The sequence below is a fragment of the Rhodococcus sp. IEGM 1318 genome, from assembly GCF_033142465.1.
GTDB classification, from domain to species: domain Bacteria; phylum Actinomycetota; class Actinomycetes; order Mycobacteriales; family Mycobacteriaceae; genus Rhodococcus_F; species Rhodococcus_F qingshengii_B.
In genome coordinates, this window is record NZ_JAWLSC010000001.1 from 352,641 (window position 1) to 369,797 (window position 17,157).

Genomic DNA, 17,157 nt, shown 5'->3' on the forward strand with positions numbered 1-17,157 from the left:
GTGAATTCGCTGGGTAACGGAGAACTGGGGAGCGGCAAGCCGGAGGTCGGCAGCTCGCCGGAAGACGTTCAGCGATCCGACGCATTCCCGCTTTCCGCGGCCCAGCTCGGTATGTGGTTCGCGCAGCATCTTGATCCTGCAGTTCCGGTCAACATCGCTCAGTACGTCGAACTCCGTGGTGCTCTGGAGCTTGACGCCCTTCGTCAGGCCTGCGCAGACGCCGGTCGCGAAATCGGGTCGGCCTTCGTCCGGATCTTCGAGATCGACGCCCAGCCGTACCAGATCATCGACCCCACACTCGATGATTCGGTCGGCTACGTCGACCTCCGTAGTGAAGACGACTCACACGACGCGGCCATGCGGTGGATGCGAGCAGATCGCAGTCGGCCGATCGACATGCTCACGGACCGACTGATCTCTGCCACGATTCTGCGTCTCGGCGAGAACCGCTACTACTGGTACACGCGGGTCCACCACACAATTCTCGACGGCTTCGGTGCATCGACGTTCGTCACTCGTGTGGCGGAGTTGTACTCGGCGCGCGTGGAGGGTCGCGAACCGGAGCCGAGCGAGGCCTCCGATCTCTGGAACGTCTACGAGGTGGACAACAAGTACCGCCAGTCGAGTCGTTTCGAAACCGATCGCAAGTACTGGGCCGACAAGATCGAGAATCTCGACGAGATCTCGAGCCTCGCGGGTCGCAGTGCCGCGCCGGCTCCCGTCAGTCGGATCGACAGCGCAGCGCTGTCCAACCACGTCGAGGCGCTGCTCGGGCGGTTCCTCGAACGCGTGGAGAAGACCACGGTTGCCGGAACGGTCGTCGCGGCTTTTGCGGCGTACCTCGCTCAGATGACCGGACGAGAGGACGTGTCGCTGAGTCTGCCCGTTTCCGGTCGAACGACAGCCGTGCTGCGCCGATCCGGTGGCATGGTCTCCAACGTCGTTCCGCTGCGACTGACCGTCACTGCGGACACCACCGTCCAGGATCTTCTGGACGACGTCAGGAACGAAATGTCCGGCGCGCTGCGCCATCAGCGGTACCGACACGAGGACATGGTCCGCGGCGGTGACGGGCCGGGCCGGGGCGGATTCTTCGGTCCCTGGATCAACATCATGATGTTTTCCACGGAGTTGGCGTTCGGGCCCCTTGTCGGCGAGCTTCACATCCTGTCCACGGGTTTGATCGAAGACCTCGGTGTCAACCTCTACCAGAGCGTCGGCGATACCCGCACGCACATCGATTTCGAGTCGAATCCCAATCTGTACGCGCCCGCTGACGCCCAGCGAAATCACTCACGGTTCGTGGAGTTCCTCGAGAAGTTCGTCTCGGCCGAAACGAGCCGCAAAGTATGGGATCTCCCTGTCGCAACCGATGAGGAGCGGAACAAGGTCGCTTTGTGGAACCGCACCGGCTTCCAGGTTGCCTCGCAGACCATCATCGAAGCCTTCGAGCGTCAGGTTGCGCGGACTCCCGATGCCACCGCTGTGGTTTTCGAAGGCGACAGACTGACGTACGCCGAATTCGACTCCCGCGCAAACGGTTTGGCCCGTCAGCTCATCTCCATGGGTGTCGGACCCGAATCGCTTGTGGGGCTCTCGATCCGCAGGTCTCTGGACTTGATGGTCGGTCTGTACGCGATTGCCAAGGCCGGCGGAGCCTGGGTGCCGGTGGATCCCGACCATCCAGCCGACCGCACCGCCTACATCCTCGAGTCGGCGCAGCCCACGTGCGTTGTGACTACTGCGCGAGACGACGTGGATCTGCCCGAGGGCACGCGGGTGATCGAAATCGACACTCTCGACTACGGACAGCTCGACAGCAGGCCGATCGCCAACGCAGATCGCTTGTCTCCCTTGCATTTCTCGAACACTGCGTACGTGATTTACACCTCGGGATCGACCGGTCGCCCCAAGGGGGTCGCGGTCACTCACGCAGCGATCAACAATCAGCTTCAGTGGATGAACGCCGAGTACGAGCTTTCTGCGTCGGATATCTACCTGCAGAAGACCGCCACGACATTCGACGTGTCGCTGTGGGGATTCTTCATGCCGTTGCAGGTTGGCGCCACGCTCGTCGTCGCGACTCCGGACGGCCATCGGGACCCGATCTACGTCGCGAACAAGATCGCGGAGCTCGGCGTCACGATCACCGACTTCGTGCCATCCATGCTCACGCTGTTCACGGCGAATGCACCTGCCGGATCTTGTGATTCGTTGCGTCACGTCTTCGTCATCGGCGAGGCGCTCCCGCCCGAGACGTCTTCGGCCTTCCGTGAACTCTGTGGAGCCGGATTGCACAACCTCTACGGTCCGACTGAAGCCGCGGTTTCGGTCACGTACTACGAGGCCGTGCCCTCGGATACCACTTCTGTGCCGATCGGTATGCCGCAGTGGAACACTCAGGCGCACGTACTGGACGGACAACTTCGCCCGACCCCCATCGGGCAGCCGGGTGAGCTCTATCTCGCCGGCGTTCAACTCGCGCGCGGGTACGTGGGTCGACCGGACCTGAGCTCGGATCGGTTCGTAGCCAATCCGTACGGCACGGCCGGTGAGCGTATGTACCGGACCGGCGACCTCGTCCGCCGCCGTGAGGACGGAAACCTCGACTACATCGGGCGTACCGACTTCCAGGTGAAGTTCCGTGGGCAGCGCATCGAGCTCGGCGAAATCGAGACTGTCCTTCTGGCACACCCCGACGTTTCCCAGGCTGTTGTCTTGGTGACCGTCACCCCGACCGGTGATCAATTGGTCGGCTACGTCGTGCCGGGCCCTGGCCGAAACATCGATGCTGCGGTGCTCAGTGAGTTCGCCGGTCGAAGCCTCCCGTCGTACATGGTTCCCGCCGCGTTGATGGTGCTCGATGCGTTGCCGCTCAACACGAGTGGCAAATTGGATCGTGCCGGGTTGCCCGAGCCGGTGTTCGCGAGTGCGAAGCAGTACCGCGAGCCCCGCACCGAAATCGAGCGGGTTGTCGCTGACGTCTTTGCCGACGTTCTCGGTGTCGAGCGCGTCGGTATCGACGACGACTTCTTCGAACTCGGTGGAAACTCTCTGGTTGCAACACAGTTGGTGACCCGCGTGGGTTCCGCCTTGGGAGTACAACTCGGCGTTCGAGAGCTTTTCGAGTCCACCACGGTCGCTACCTTGGCGGCCCGCGCCGAGTCGGTGGCGGGCAACGCCAGGCAGCTCACCCCGCTGGTCGCCAAGCCTCGTCCCGAGGTCGTCCCGCTCTCGCTTGCGCAGCAGCGCATGTGGTTCATCAACCGTCTCGATCCGTCGACGCCCGCATACAACCTTCCGTTCACGGTCCGGCTCACCGGTTCGGTGGACCCGTCCGCCCTGCATGCCGCGGTGATGGACCTTCTCGAGCGGCACGAGTCCTTGCGGACGATCTACCCTGATGTCGACGGAACTGCGCAACAGCTTGTTCTGCCGGTCGACCGTGCAGCGGTGGAGTTGAACCCGGTCAAGATTCGGAATTCGCATCTCGACGCGGCCCTGTTCGACGTGGCGTCTCGCGGCTTCGACGTGACGCTCGAAATCCCGGTACGGGTTGCTCTCTTCGAGGTGTCTCCGACGGACTACGTCCTGGTGATGGTTCTCCACCACATCGCGGCAGACGGATTGTCGTTCCGCCCGCTCGCACGTGACCTTCTCGTCGCATACTCGGCGCGAAGTGAGAAGTCGGCGCCGGCGTGGACGCCCCTGCCGATTCAGTACGCCGATTACGCGCTGTGGCAGCGCGAAGCACTGGGATCCGATGAAGACCCGCGCTCGGAGTCATCTCGCCAGATCAACTTCTGGCGCCGGGCACTCGCCGATCTGCCGGATCAGTTGGATCTGCCGACCGACCGACCTCGTCCTGCCATCGCGTCCAATCACGGTGCCAAACACCATTTTCAGATCAGCGAACGCACGACGCGCAAGTTGAACGAGTTGGCGCGCGCGAGAAGCGTCTCGCTGTTCATGGTGTTGCAGGCGGCATATGCCACGCTGCTGAGCCGGATCAGTGGTACCTCCGACATCGCGATCGGTGCCCCGATCGGTGGGCGAAACGATCAAGCACTCAACGACGTGATCGGTATGTTCGTGAACACCCTGGTGCTTCGCACCGAGGTCGATCCTGATGAATCGTTCGCCAATCTGATTCAGCGAGTTCGTGATTCGGGCTTGTCTGCGTACGCACATGCGGATGTTCCCTTCGAGCGTCTGGTAGAGGCTCTTAATCCGCCGCGGTCACGCGCTCGTCACCCTCTGTTCCAGGTTGCGTTGACCGCGGAGATCAGTGGACGGCGCGAGCTCGAGTTCTCCGGCGTGAAGGCCGTGGCCGCAGAACTCGAGGTGCCCATCGCGAAGTTCGACATCGAGTTGATGGTGTCCGAAGGGCAAGAGGGCGCAACGGACTTCGAAGGCCTGGACGCGACGCTTACCTACGCGACCGATCTCTTCGATGCTTCGACAATGGTGAAGTTCGCCGATCGCTTTATCCGGGTGCTGAATGCTGTCGTCGACGATCAAAACACCAAGGTCGGCGATATCGCCGTGTTCGGGAAAGACGAATCGGCAAGAGTGCTCGACTGGTCGGCGGGAACGCGCAGTAGCGCTCCACAGTTGTCGATCTTGTCGGCCTTCTACCGGGCAGCAGACGCTCAGCCGAACGCTGTCGCGGTGTCGGATGACGATCGAACACTGACCTACGAGGAATTGGACCAACGGTCCAGTCTCCTCGCCTTGGAATTGACAGCGACCGGTGTGTGTGCGGGCGACGTAGTGGCGTTGACCGTTCCCCGGTCGTGGCAATGGGTAGTGGCGATGCTGGCTGCATGGAAGGTCGGAGCCGCGTACGCACCCATCGACCCGGCCTTCCCGCAGGAGCGCATCCAGTCGATTCTGGAAGACACCGATGCGGTGTGTGTCGTGACCGTCGACGCCATCGACCTCGATATCCCGGTACTCGTTGTGAAGTCTGACCTTCCACCGGAGGCCGGCGTTCTGCGGCAAGACGACCCCTGGCTTATCGCGGGTGCGAAAGATCATCTCGGATATGTGATTTCGACGTCCGGCTCGACGGGACGTCCCAAACCGACGATGGTACCGATGCGAGGCATCGAGAACACTGTCGCGTGGTACCGGTCGGAGTTGCCGGAAGCCGGACCGATCCTCGTTGCGTCCTCACCGAGCTTCGACCTCACACAGAAGAACATATGGGCAGCGCTCGGTAGTGGAGTGCCGCTTCATTTGAGTGGAGATGGTTTCGATCCGCACGCAATTCTGGAAATCGTCGAAACAGCTGGCATCCGTGTTGCGAATATGTCGCCGAGCGCCTTCGTCGCACTTTCCGACGCAGATGCAGATGGGGTGCTCACGCAACTGGATGTAGCCTTTCTCGGCGGTGAGCCGATCCAACTCTCCAGGCTTTCGCATCTGATGCGGGCGGGAGTGCGAATCGTCAACAGCTACGGGCCCACTGAGGCTTCGGATGTTGTATCTGCACTGTCTGCGACATCCGAGCACCGCGACGGTGTGCCTATCGGTGCGCCAATTCCGAACATCGACTTGTTTGTACTCGATTCTCGTCTGCATCCGGTGCCGGCAGGACTGATCGGCGAGCTGTACGTTGCAGGTGTTGGTGTCGGGCGCGGCTACGGTGGTCGGTTCGACGTGACGGCAGAACGGTTCGTCGCAAATCCGTTCGGCGACCGTGGCTCCAGGATGTACCGCACAGGCGATCTCGTTCGGTGGAATGATCTGGGGCAGTTGGAGTACGTCGGGCGCAGCGACTTCCAGGTGAAACTGCGTGGGCTGCGTATCGAATTGGGTGAGATCGAAGCCGCGCTCGTGTCGCTCGAGTCGGTCGTGCAAGCCGTCGTCTTGATGCACAACGACGAACGACTCGGCGATCAACTGGTCGCGTACGTCGTCGCAGACGGTGACACGTCCGTCAGTACCGAGGTGCTCACGACTGCCGTCTCGGAGAAGCTTCCCGAGTACATGATTCCGTCCGCGTTCATGATCGTGCAGGAAATCCCGCTCACCTCGAACGGCAAGTTGGATCGCCGCGCACTTCCAGTTCCCACGTTCGAGGTCCGCGAATTCCGTGCGCCCACCACGCCGGTGGAAGAGATTGTCGCGCAGGTGATTGCGGACGTTCTCGGTGTTGAACGAGTCGGGCTCGACGACGACTTCTTTGCACTCGGTGGCAACTCTCTGGTGGCCACCCAGGTCACCTCTCGATTGGGACGGGCGCTCGACACCACGGTGCCGGTGCGGACGCTTTTCGACGTTTCCACGGTCGAGGCGCTCGCTGCACATATCGAATCGCACGCGGGTAGCGGCGGGCAGAAGGCCCTCGTCGCGCAGACGCGTCCAGCGGAAATTCCGCTGTCGTTGGCGCAGCAGCGCATGTGGTTCCTGAACCGTTTCGATACCGACTCCGCTGCTTACAACATCACTTTCGCACTGCACCTGACTGGCCATCTCGAGACGGCCGCGATGGAAACGGCGCTCGAGGACGTTTTGGCTCGGCACGAAGTTCTCCGAACCGTTTACCCCGACGGGGCTTCCGGACCGAAGCAGTCGATTCTGTCGCTTTCAGAGGCTTTCGTCGGATTGACCGTAGAAGCGGTCTCGGATTCGGACGAGCTCGAGAGTCGAGTCGCTGCAATCGGATCCTCGGCGATCGACGTCACCGTCGACGTGCCGATCCGTGTCTGCCTGTTGACGGTCAGCGACACCGAGCACACCCTCGCGATCGTTGTTCATCACATTGCCGCTGACGGTTGGTCGATGGCGCCACTGGCACGCGACGTCATGATTGCCTACTCGGCACGCAAGGACGGGATTGCGCCGGCGTGGCAGCCGTTGGCTGTTCAGTACGCCGACTATTCGTTGTGGCAGCGTGAGGTCCTGGGGTCCGAAGACGACCCGGAATCACTGATTTCGCAGCAGATCTCCTACTGGACCGAGACTCTGGCTGACCTACCGGATGTGATCGACCTTCCGTCGGACCGGCCTCGACCCGACGTGGCCTCGATGCGCGGCGATCGATTCGCGTTCGAGATCTCCGGGGATGTGCATCGTCGACTGGACGCGCTGGCACGTGAGAACAACGCAACGCTCTTCATGGCGCTGCACTCGGCGCTTGCCGTTCTGATGGCTCGACTGAGCGGGACGTCGGACATCGCCGTTGGCACTCCCGTTGCCGGTCGCGGCGACGAGGCGCTCGACGATCTCGTCGGCATGTTCGTCAACACGCTTGTTCTGCGCACCGAGGTCGACCAGGCCCGGGCATTCACGGATCTGCTCGCCGCGGCGAGTGATTCGGCGCTCGGAGCCTTCGCTCACTCGGACGTACCCTTCGAGCGTTTGGTGGACGTCCTGGCTCCGGCCCGGTCGCAGGCACGACATCCGCTGTTCCAGGTTGTCCTGTCCTTGCAGAATCTCGCGCAAACGGCATTGGAACTGCCGGGACTGGCGATCAAGGCCGCCGAAATCGACACCACCACTGCAAAGTTCGACCTCGAACTGGCGGTAACCGAGTCGATCGGCGAAGACGGGATCCAGCAAGGGCTCTCGGCCGAATTCACTTTTGCTGCAGATCTGTTCGAGGTTTCGACGGTCGAGGGATTTGCTCGCCGTCTGGTTCGTATCCTCGAGACTGTTGTGTCGGTTCCTTCGATTGTCGTCGGTGACATCGATATTCTCGATGCGGCCGAGCGGGGTGTGCTGGTCGATGTTCATGGAGGCCAGTCGGTCTCGGGAACTTTGGTCGAGATCCTCACCGGAGCGGCCGCTTCGGATCCGTCGGCTGAGGCGATTCGCTTCGACGGCGAGTCGATCACCTACCGCGAACTCGACGAGCGGTCGTCGCGACTCGCTCGTGTTCTGATTGCGAAGGGTGTCGGGCCGGAGGATCGGGTCGCGATCGCGATTCAGCGTTCGGCCGATTCGGTTCTCGCTCTGTGGGCCGTGGCGAAAACCGGTGCGGCATTCGTACCGGTCGACCCGACGTATCCGGTTGACCGTATCGCCCACATGATCACCGATTCCGGTGCGGTGCTGGGTCTTGCGCTCAGTGCCGTCGAGGCGGGGTTGCCGTCGGCGTTGACGTGGGTTGTTCTCGACGACGAGAAGATAGTCGCGGCGTGTGCGGCAGAATCTTGCGCGCCGGTGAGCGATTCGGATCGACGCGGCGCGATCGACGAGCGGCAGCCTGCGTACGTCATCTACACCTCCGGCACCACGGGTCTGCCCAAGGGCGTTGTGGTCACCAACGCCGGTGTGGCGAACTTCTGCGCCGAGCAGGTCGAGCGTTACTCGCTGACCACCGATGCTCGGACGCTGCATTTTGCATCGCCGAGTTTCGACGCTTCGGTACTCGAGTTGCTGATGGCATTCGGAGCGGCGTCGACGATGGTGATTGCGCCGACGACGGTGTACGGCGGCGCGGAATTGGCCGAGATCTTGCGGTCGGAGGGCGTGACGCATGCGTTTGTGACCCCTGCTGCTCTGGCATCGGTGGACCCGAGCGGACTTGACGCGTTGCGGGTGGTTGTCGTGGGTGGCGAAGCCAGTTCGCGGTCCCTCGTTGCCAGGTGGGCGGTGCCGCTTCCGGATGGCGGTGTGCGTGGGTTCTTCAATGCTTACGGTCCGACGGAGTCGACGGTCGCGTCGAACATCAGCGATGCGCTGACCGCGTTTGATCGTATGAACATCGGCGGCCCGATTCGGGGTATGGCCGCGCGGATCCTGGACGGCCGCTTGCAGCCTGTTCCAGTTGGTGTCTCGGGTGAGTTGTACGTGTCGGGTATTCAGGTCGCTCGTGGATATCTGGGGCAGCCGGCATTGACGGCGGGTCGTTTTGTCGCAGACCCGTTCGGAGCACCGGGTGAGCGGTTGTACCGCACGGGTGATGTGGTCCGGTGGGTCGACGGTGGCGCGGTGGAGTACGTGGGCCGCAGTGACTTCCAGGTCAAGATCCGTGGGTTCCGTATCGAACTCGGCGAGATCGAAGCCGCGCTGACCCGTTGCGCGGGAGTTGCGCAAGCCGTTGCTCTCGTTCGCTCCGACGATCACTTCGGAGATCGTCTCGTTGCCTACGTAGTGCCACAGGCCGGCGACGAGGTCGATCCCGCGCAGGTGATCGAGTCGGTGTCGACGTTCCTGACCGGCTACATGGTCCCCGACTCGGTCCTGGTGCTCGATTCGATTCCGTTGACCACCGCGGGCAAGACGGACATCAAAGCACTGCCCTCGCCTGTGTTCGAGTCGAAGGTGTATCAGGCGCCGGTGACGACAGTCGAAGAGACTGTCGCGCAGGTGTTCTCCGAAGTTCTCGGAGTGGCGCAGATCGGCCGAGACGACGATTTCTTCGAACTCGGCGGCAACTCGTTGATCGCGACCCGGGTCGCCGCACGACTGGGGGAAGCGCTCGACACAAGCGTTCCGGTTCGTGCGCTCTTCGAAGCGTCGACCGTGCAGTCACTCGCGGTCCGGCTCGAGTTGCACGCCGGATCGGGTGCCACGGCCCCACTGGTGCCGCAGTCCCGGCCCGCTCGGATCCCACTTTCGTTGGCGCAGCAGCGCATGTGGTTCCTGAACAGGTTCGAACCGGAGTCTTCGGTCAACAACGTTCCGGCGGCGCTTCGTATCTCCGGAAATCTGGACGTTGCCGCGCTTGACGCTGCAGTGCGCGATGTCGTCGAGCGCCACGAGGTGCTCCGTACGGTGTATCCGGAAATAGACGGGATCGGCTGTCAGGAAGTCCTTTCCGTATCCGAGGTGTGGTCGGGACTGACCCCGATTGCGATCGCCGAAGTAGCGATCGAAGCCGAAATTGCCGCGCTGGTGACTGTCGGGTTCGACGTCACTACGGAAGTTCCGTTGCGCGTGCGGCTCTTCCGCGTGTCCAACGGCGAGTACGTGTTGGCATTTGTCGTGCACCACATCTCCACTGACGGCTTCTCGATGGCGCCCCTGACGCGAGACCTTATGGTTGCCTACGAGGCTCGCACGCGTGGTCGCGCTCCGTCCTGGGCGCCGCTACCGGTCCAATACGTCGATTACACGCTGTGGCAGCGCGATGTCCTCGGTTCGGAGGGCGACGCGCAGTCGTTGATCGCCCGCCAAATCGGATACTGGAGTGAAGCCCTGGCCGAGTTGCCGGGGCAGCTCGATCTGCCCAACGACCGCCCTCGCCCGCAGCGCGCGTCGGGAGTCGGCGCCAACTACGACTTCACTATCGACGGACAGATGCAGCAGAGCCTCGAAGCCTTGGGCCGCATGCACAACGCATCTCTGTTCATGACTGTGCACGCAGCTCTTGCTGTGACACTGGCACGCTTGTCTGGTACGAACGACATCGTGATCGGAACGCCCGTTGCAGGTCGCGGGCGTGCGCAACTCGATGACCTTGTCGGCATGTTCGTCAACACCCTCGTGCTCCGTACTGAGATAGATCCGGCCGGTTCGTTTGCCGAATTGCTGGCGTCTGTGCGCGAGATGGATCTCGAGGCGTTCGCAAACGCAGATGTGCCCTTCGAACGTTTGGTCGAGGTCCTGGAACCGGTCCGTTCGCAGGCTCGCCATCCGCTATTTCAAGTCATGTTGTCGTTCCAGAACCTCTCGGGCGCCGAGCTGGTTCTCGGTGATCTGACGGTCTCGCCGCTGGTTACCGATCTTCCAGTTGCAAAGTTCGACTTGCAGTTGACGCTCACTGAAACATTCGACCCTTCCGGTGCTCCTTCCGGAATTGCAGCTCAGTTTACCTACGCAACAGACCTTTTCGACGAGTCGACAGTGGCCACTTTCGCGGACAGGTTGTGCCGTGTCTTGGAAAGTATGACCACGGATTCCACGGCGCCGGTTGGTGCGGTGGCGATACTCGGAGATGGGGAGTCGTCGCAGATTCTGGCATGGTCGCGCGGGCATCGCGCACCGCCGGCTGACGTCTCGATTCTCGGATTGTTCGCCAAGACAGTGGTCGAGTTCCCGGACCGGTCGGCCGTAATTGCCGGCAACCTGACGTTGTCGTACGCCGATCTGGATGTGCGTTCGTCCGTATTGGCAGCGGAGTTGGCTGAGGCCGGCGTGGGTGCGGACGATGTCGTGGGTGTGATGGTTCCACGCTCATGGCAGTGGATCGTCGCATTGGTAGCGGTATGGAAGGCCGGGGCGGCCTATCTGCCGATCGACCCGTCACTGCCGGCGCAGCGGATTGACGCTGTTCTGTCCGACGTTGCTGCGCGGTGTGTAGTAGCTGTCGATGACGTCTCTGCGGCGGTGCCGGTGGTTCGCATTGGAGACGTGTCGGACACGGCAGGTACGCCGGTGTGGGTGGATCACTGGGTCGAGCTTGGCGCAGAATCTCGGGCAGGCTATGTAATTTCGACGTCGGGTTCTACCGGTCGTCCGAAGCCGACGATCGTTCCGATGGCAGGTATCACCAACACAGTCGAGTGGTATCGATCGGAGATTCCGCCCGCTGCGAGTGTCCTGGTGGCGTCTTCGCCGAGTTTCGATCTGACACAGAAGAATGTGTGGGGTCCGCTTTCGAGTGGCGGAAGCGTGGTCGTGGCTTCCGCCGGATTCGATCCGTCGGAGATACTCGGTCTGGTGGCGAATTCGCCTGTGCAGGTGGCAAACATGTCTCCGAGCGCATTCGAAGCGTTGGTGGACGCGGATTCCGACGGTGCGTTGTCGGGCCTCGAGGTCGCTTTTCTCGGAGGCGAGCCGATTCAGGTGAGGCGCCTGGCCGCAGTGATGAACTCAGGTGTCCGAATCGTGAACAGCTACGGTCCGACGGAGGCGTCCGACGTGGTGTCACGGCGTGACGCGTCGGTCGATGACATCGCGGGTGTGCCGATCGGATCACCGATTCCCAATATCGATCTGTTCGTGCTGGATTCGCGGTTGCAGATTGTGCCAGTCGGTGTCGTAGGGGAGTTGTACATCGGCGGTATCGGAGTGGGCCGCGGCTACGGCGCGCGATTCGACCTGACGGCGGAACGATTTGTGGCCAATTCGTTCGGCAGCAGCGGATCTCGCCTGTACCGGACAGGTGATCTGGTTCGCCGGAACCGCGCGGGAGAATTGGAATACCTGGGGCGCACCGATTTCCAGGTCAAGCTGCGTGGCCTCCGCATCGAACTCGGAGAAATCGAGTCGGCTCTGGTAGCAGTGGATACGGTGGCATCGGCCGTCGTGACGGTGTATCGGGACCAACTGGTCGCGTACGTCGCTCCGGATTCCGGAGTTATCCAACCCCATGCCCTGCGGGCACACCTGGGTGATCGCCTGCCCGACTACATGGTCCCGGCGCTGTTCATCGTGCTCGACGCGATGCCACTCAACGCAAACGGAAAAGTCGATCGCCATGCTCTTCCTGAACCGGTTTTCGAGGTCGTAGCTTTCAGGGCCCCGGTCACCCCGCTGGAAGAGGTTGTGGCGCAGACGTTCGCGGATGTCCTGGACCTCGAACGTGTCGGTTTGGACGACGATTTCTTTGCGCTCGGTGGCAACTCGCTGATCGCGACCCGGGTGATGTCGCGTCTGGGGCAAGCGCTGGAGACGAAGATTCCCGTTCGGGTGCTGTTCGACGCGTCGAGTGTGGAAGAACTCGCTGCGCGCATCGAAGGCCACGTCGGCGGCGACGGAGAACGTGCATTGACGGCGCAGGTGCGTCCGGCGCAGGTGCCGTTGTCGCTTGCTCAGCAGCGCATGTGGTTCCTCAACCGCTTCCACACAGAGTCGGCCGTCAACAACATTCCTGTTGCAGTTCGTCTCACCGGCGAGCTGAAAGTGGACGCGCTTCGTGCGGCGATTACCGATGTCATTGCACGACATGAGGTTCTGCGCACGCTTTACCCGGAGATCGACGGGGTTGGCTACCAGCAGATCCTCTCGCCGGAGGATGCCTCGATCGAAATCGATACAGTGCGCACTGCCGAGAGCACCCTTCAGGCAGAGCTCTATGCATTCTTCGCCGAGGGATTCGACGTCACTGTCGAGGTTCCGTTGCGGGCCAAGCTCTTCCAAATTGAAGACCGTGAATTCGTCTTGTCCCTTGTGGTACACCACATCTCCACCGACGGTTTCTCGATGGGTCCGTTGACCCGCGACGTGATGACCGCGTACCACGCGCGTTCACAGGGTCAAGCGCCGGTGTGGGCGCCGTTGCCGGTGCAGTATGCCGACTATGCGTTGTGGCAGCGCGAGGTTCTCGGCTCCGAAGGCGATCCGACATCGGTCATCGCGCAGCAGATCAAATACTGGTCTGACGCCCTGGCCGACCTGCCTGAGCAATTGGACCTTCCCAGTGATCGCACCCGGCCCGAGATCGCAACGGGTCGAGGAGCAAACCACACCTTCACCATCGACCCGCAGTTATGGGCCGATGTGGAAGCAACAGGTCAGGCGGCGGGCGCAACTCCGTTCATGGTCGTCCACTCTGCGCTGGCCGTGCTGCTGGCACGGTTGTCCGCGACAACCGACATCGCAATCGGCGCTCCTGTCGCCGGTCGCGGTGAGGCGCAGCTCGACGATCTGATCGGCATGTTCGTCAATACATTGGTGTTGCGTACCGAGGTCGATCCGTCGATGTCGTTCGCAGATCTCTTGGCTTCTGCGCGTGAAGTGGATCTGCAGGCGTTTGCCCACGCTGACGTTCCGTTCGAGCGGATCGTTGAAGCGCTCGATCCGGTGCGCTCGCAGGCACACCACCCGCTGTTCCAGGTGGCATTGACCTTCCAGAACCTTGGCCAGAGTGCTCTCGAACTGCCCGGACTCACCGCCGCTGCTGTGGAATTCGACGCAGCACTGGCCAAGTTCGATCTGCAGTTCACTCTTGAAGACGCCGCTGACGCCGGTATGTCCGGCACTCTGACCTACGCGACGGATCTGTTCGACGCGGCGACAGCAGCCGAGTTCGCTGATCGGTTCGTGTCCGTCCTGCGTGGCGTTGTCGTCAATCCGGCCGCTGCCGTGGGCGACGTGGATGTTCTGACCGCCGGTGAGTTGGATCGCGTTCTGTCATGGAGCGACACGGGTGTCGACAGTGGTGTGGATTCGACGTTGTCGGCGTGGTTCGATGATGCTGTCGGGCGGTTTGGTGATCGGACCGCGGTGCGGTTCGGTGGCGAGTCGTTGTCGTATGGTGAGTTGTCGGTGCGGGCGAATCGTTTGGCGCGCAGGTTGATTGCTCATGGTTGTGGTCCGGAGACGTTGGTGGCGGTGGCGTTGCCGCGGTCGGCGGATCTTGTGGTGGCGTTGTTGGCGGTGGTGAAGTCCGGTGCTGGGTATCTGCCGGTGGATCCGTCGTATCCGAGTGATCGTGTTGAGTTCATGCTGGCCGATGCTGCTCCGGTGTGCGCGATTTCGTGGTCCGAGCGTGAGTTGGTGTTGCCCGCTGGTTTGCCGGTGGTTGATATCGACGCGGTGGATGTGTCGGAGTTCGACGGTTCTGCGGTTACGGATGCGGATCGTGTTGCGTCGTTGCGGTCTTCGAATGTTGCGTATGTGATTTACACGTCGGGTTCGACGGGTCGCCCGAAGGGTGTGCAGGTTCCGCACATCACGGTGGCGAAGTTGTTTGCGAATACCGAGAGTGTGTACGGGTTCGACGAATCCGATGTGTGGACGATGTTCCACAGTTATGCGTTCGACTTCTCGGTGTGGGAGTTGTGGGGCCCGCTGCTGTACGGCGGCACGTTGGTGGTTGTGGATTATGTGACGTCACGGTCGCCGGAGCGGTTCTTGGAACTGCTTGCTGCTGAGCGGGTGACGGTGCTCAATCAGACGCCGTCGGCGTTCTATCAGTTGGCCGAGGCTGATCGGTTGGCGTCGGAATCCGGTCAGGCTGCCGAGTTGCCGTTGCGGTGGGTTGTTTTCGGCGGCGAGGCGCTCGAGCTTCGACGCTTGTCGGACTGGTACGGCCGCCGCGGTGACTCCGCGCCGAGGTTGGTGAACATGTACGGCATCACGGAGACGACGGTGCATGTGAGCCATCGTGTGTTGGATGCTGCGTTGGCGGCGGATGTGTCGGCGAGTGTTGTGGGTCAGGCTATTTCGGGTCTGCAGGTGTTCGTGCTCGATACGCGTTTGGCTCCGGTGCCTGTTGGTGTCGCGGGTGAGATGTATGTCTCTGGTGTGCAGTTGGCTCGGGGTTATCTGGGTCAGGCGGGGTTGACGTCGACGCGGTTTGTGGCGAATCCGTTCAATGCTGGCGAGGTGTTGTACCGCACGGGTGACGTGGCGTCGTGGAACAGCGCTGGCGATCTGGAGTATCTGGGTCGCGCGGATGATCAGGTGAAGATCCGTGGGTTCCGGATCGAGATCGGTGAGATCGAGTCTGCGGTGTTGGCGGATGTGTCGGTGGCGCAGACGGCGGTGGTTGTTCGTGAGGATTCTCCGGGCGATCAGCGGTTGGTGGCGTATGTGGTTCCGGCTGCGGGTGTGAGCGTTTCGGTCGACGATCTTCGGGTGTCGGTGGGTTCGTTGTTGCCGGAGTACATGGTGCCGTCGGCGTTTGTGGTGTTGGATGCGATTCCGTTGACGGTGAACGGGAAGTTGGATCGTCGGGCGTTGCCGGTTCCGTCGTTGCAGGTTGCGGTGTTCCGGGCTCCGACGTCGGTGGTGGAAGAGGTTGTGGTGCAGACGTTTGCGGATGTTCTGGGTATTGAGCGTGTTGGTTTGGATGATGATTTCTTCGCGCTCGGTGGTAACTCTCTGATCGCAACGCAGGTGACGTCTCGGTTGGGTCAGGCGCTGGATGCTTCGGTGTCGGTGCGGGAGTTGTTCGAGGCGTCGACCGTCGAAGGGCTTGCTGCCCGACTCGGTTCTCATGTTGGTGGAGGTTCGCGTGCGGCGTTGACTGCGCAGGTGCGTCCGGCGCAGGTGCCGTTGTCGTTTGCGCAGCAGCGCATGTGGTTCCTCAACCAATTGGACCGCGAATCGGCAGCCAACAACATTCCGATGGCGATCACTCTCACTGGCGAGTTGGATCAGGCGGCGTTGCACGACGCTGTCGTGGACGTGTTGAAGCGTCACGAGGTTCTGCGCACGGTCTATCCCGAGGTCGACGGTGTCGGCTACCAGCGGATCTTGCCGGTGGCGGCAGTTCCGGTGAATCTGGCTCCCGTGCAAATCGAAGGATCCGACATCGTGGCGGCGGTGACGGACTTCGTCACGTCAGGCTTCGACGTCACCGCTGAGGTTCCATTGCGGGCCAAGCTCTTCCAGCTCGCGGAGGACTCGTTTGTACTGGCGATAGTGATTCACCACATCTCCACCGACGGTTTCTCGATGGGTCCGTTGATCCGCGACGTGATGACCGCGTACTACGCCCGCTCACAGGATCAGGCCCCGACCTGGGCGCCGTTGTCGGTGCAGTATGCCGACTATGCGTTGTGGCAGCGCGAGGTTCTCGGTTCCGAGGGGGACATGGAATCCGTACTCGCAGAGCAGATCGGCTACTGGGCGAAAGCTCTCGACGGAGTTCCAGACCAGATCACCTTGCCCAGTGACCGCGCGCGTCCAGCCGTGTTCACCGGCCGGGGAGCCACCTACAGCTTCCCGATTTCCGCGGATGTTCACCGCGGACTGGCCGCTGTGGGTCGCGAGCACCAGGCATCGCTGTTCATGGTGATGCACTCGGCGTTGGCAATACTTCTTGCCCGGTTGTCCGGCACCACCGACATCGCAGTCGGCACCCCGGTCGCCGGTCGCGGTGAAGCGCAGCTCGACGATCTGATCGGCATGTTCGTCAACACGCTCGTGCTGCGTACCGACGTCGATCCGGGGATGCGTTTCCTCGATCTGCTTACGTCGGCGCGTGAGAGTGATCTCGCGGCTTTCGCTCACGCAGACGTGCCGTTCGAGCGGCTGGTCGAGGTACTCGATCCGGTGCGTTCGCAGGCTCACAACCCGTTGTTCCAGGTTGCCTTGGCATTCCAGAATCTGGGGCAGAATAACCTGACGTTGCCGGGACTCGATATCACTGAATTTGATATCGCGGAAACTGTAGCGAAGTTCGACCTTCAGTTGACCCTGGTGGAAGCTGCCGATGGTCACGGCATGACTGCGACCTTCACGTATGCGACGGATCTCTTCGACGAGGGGACAGTTGTCTCCTTCGCCGAGCGGTTGACTCGGATTCTC

General features: G+C 61.9%; 1 protein-coding gene (cut by a window edge). It reads left to right on the forward strand.

Going from position 1 to position 17,157, the window contains the following annotated elements; genetic code table 11:
* Positions 1–17,157 carry the 5' portion of a non-ribosomal peptide synthase/polyketide synthase gene (locus R4P65_RS01735; RefSeq protein WP_317825231.1) on the forward strand. It continues 11,400 nt past the right edge of the window, so only the first 17,157 of its 28,557 coding nucleotides appear in the window; its start codon is at positions 1–3; its stop codon lies beyond the right edge, outside the window.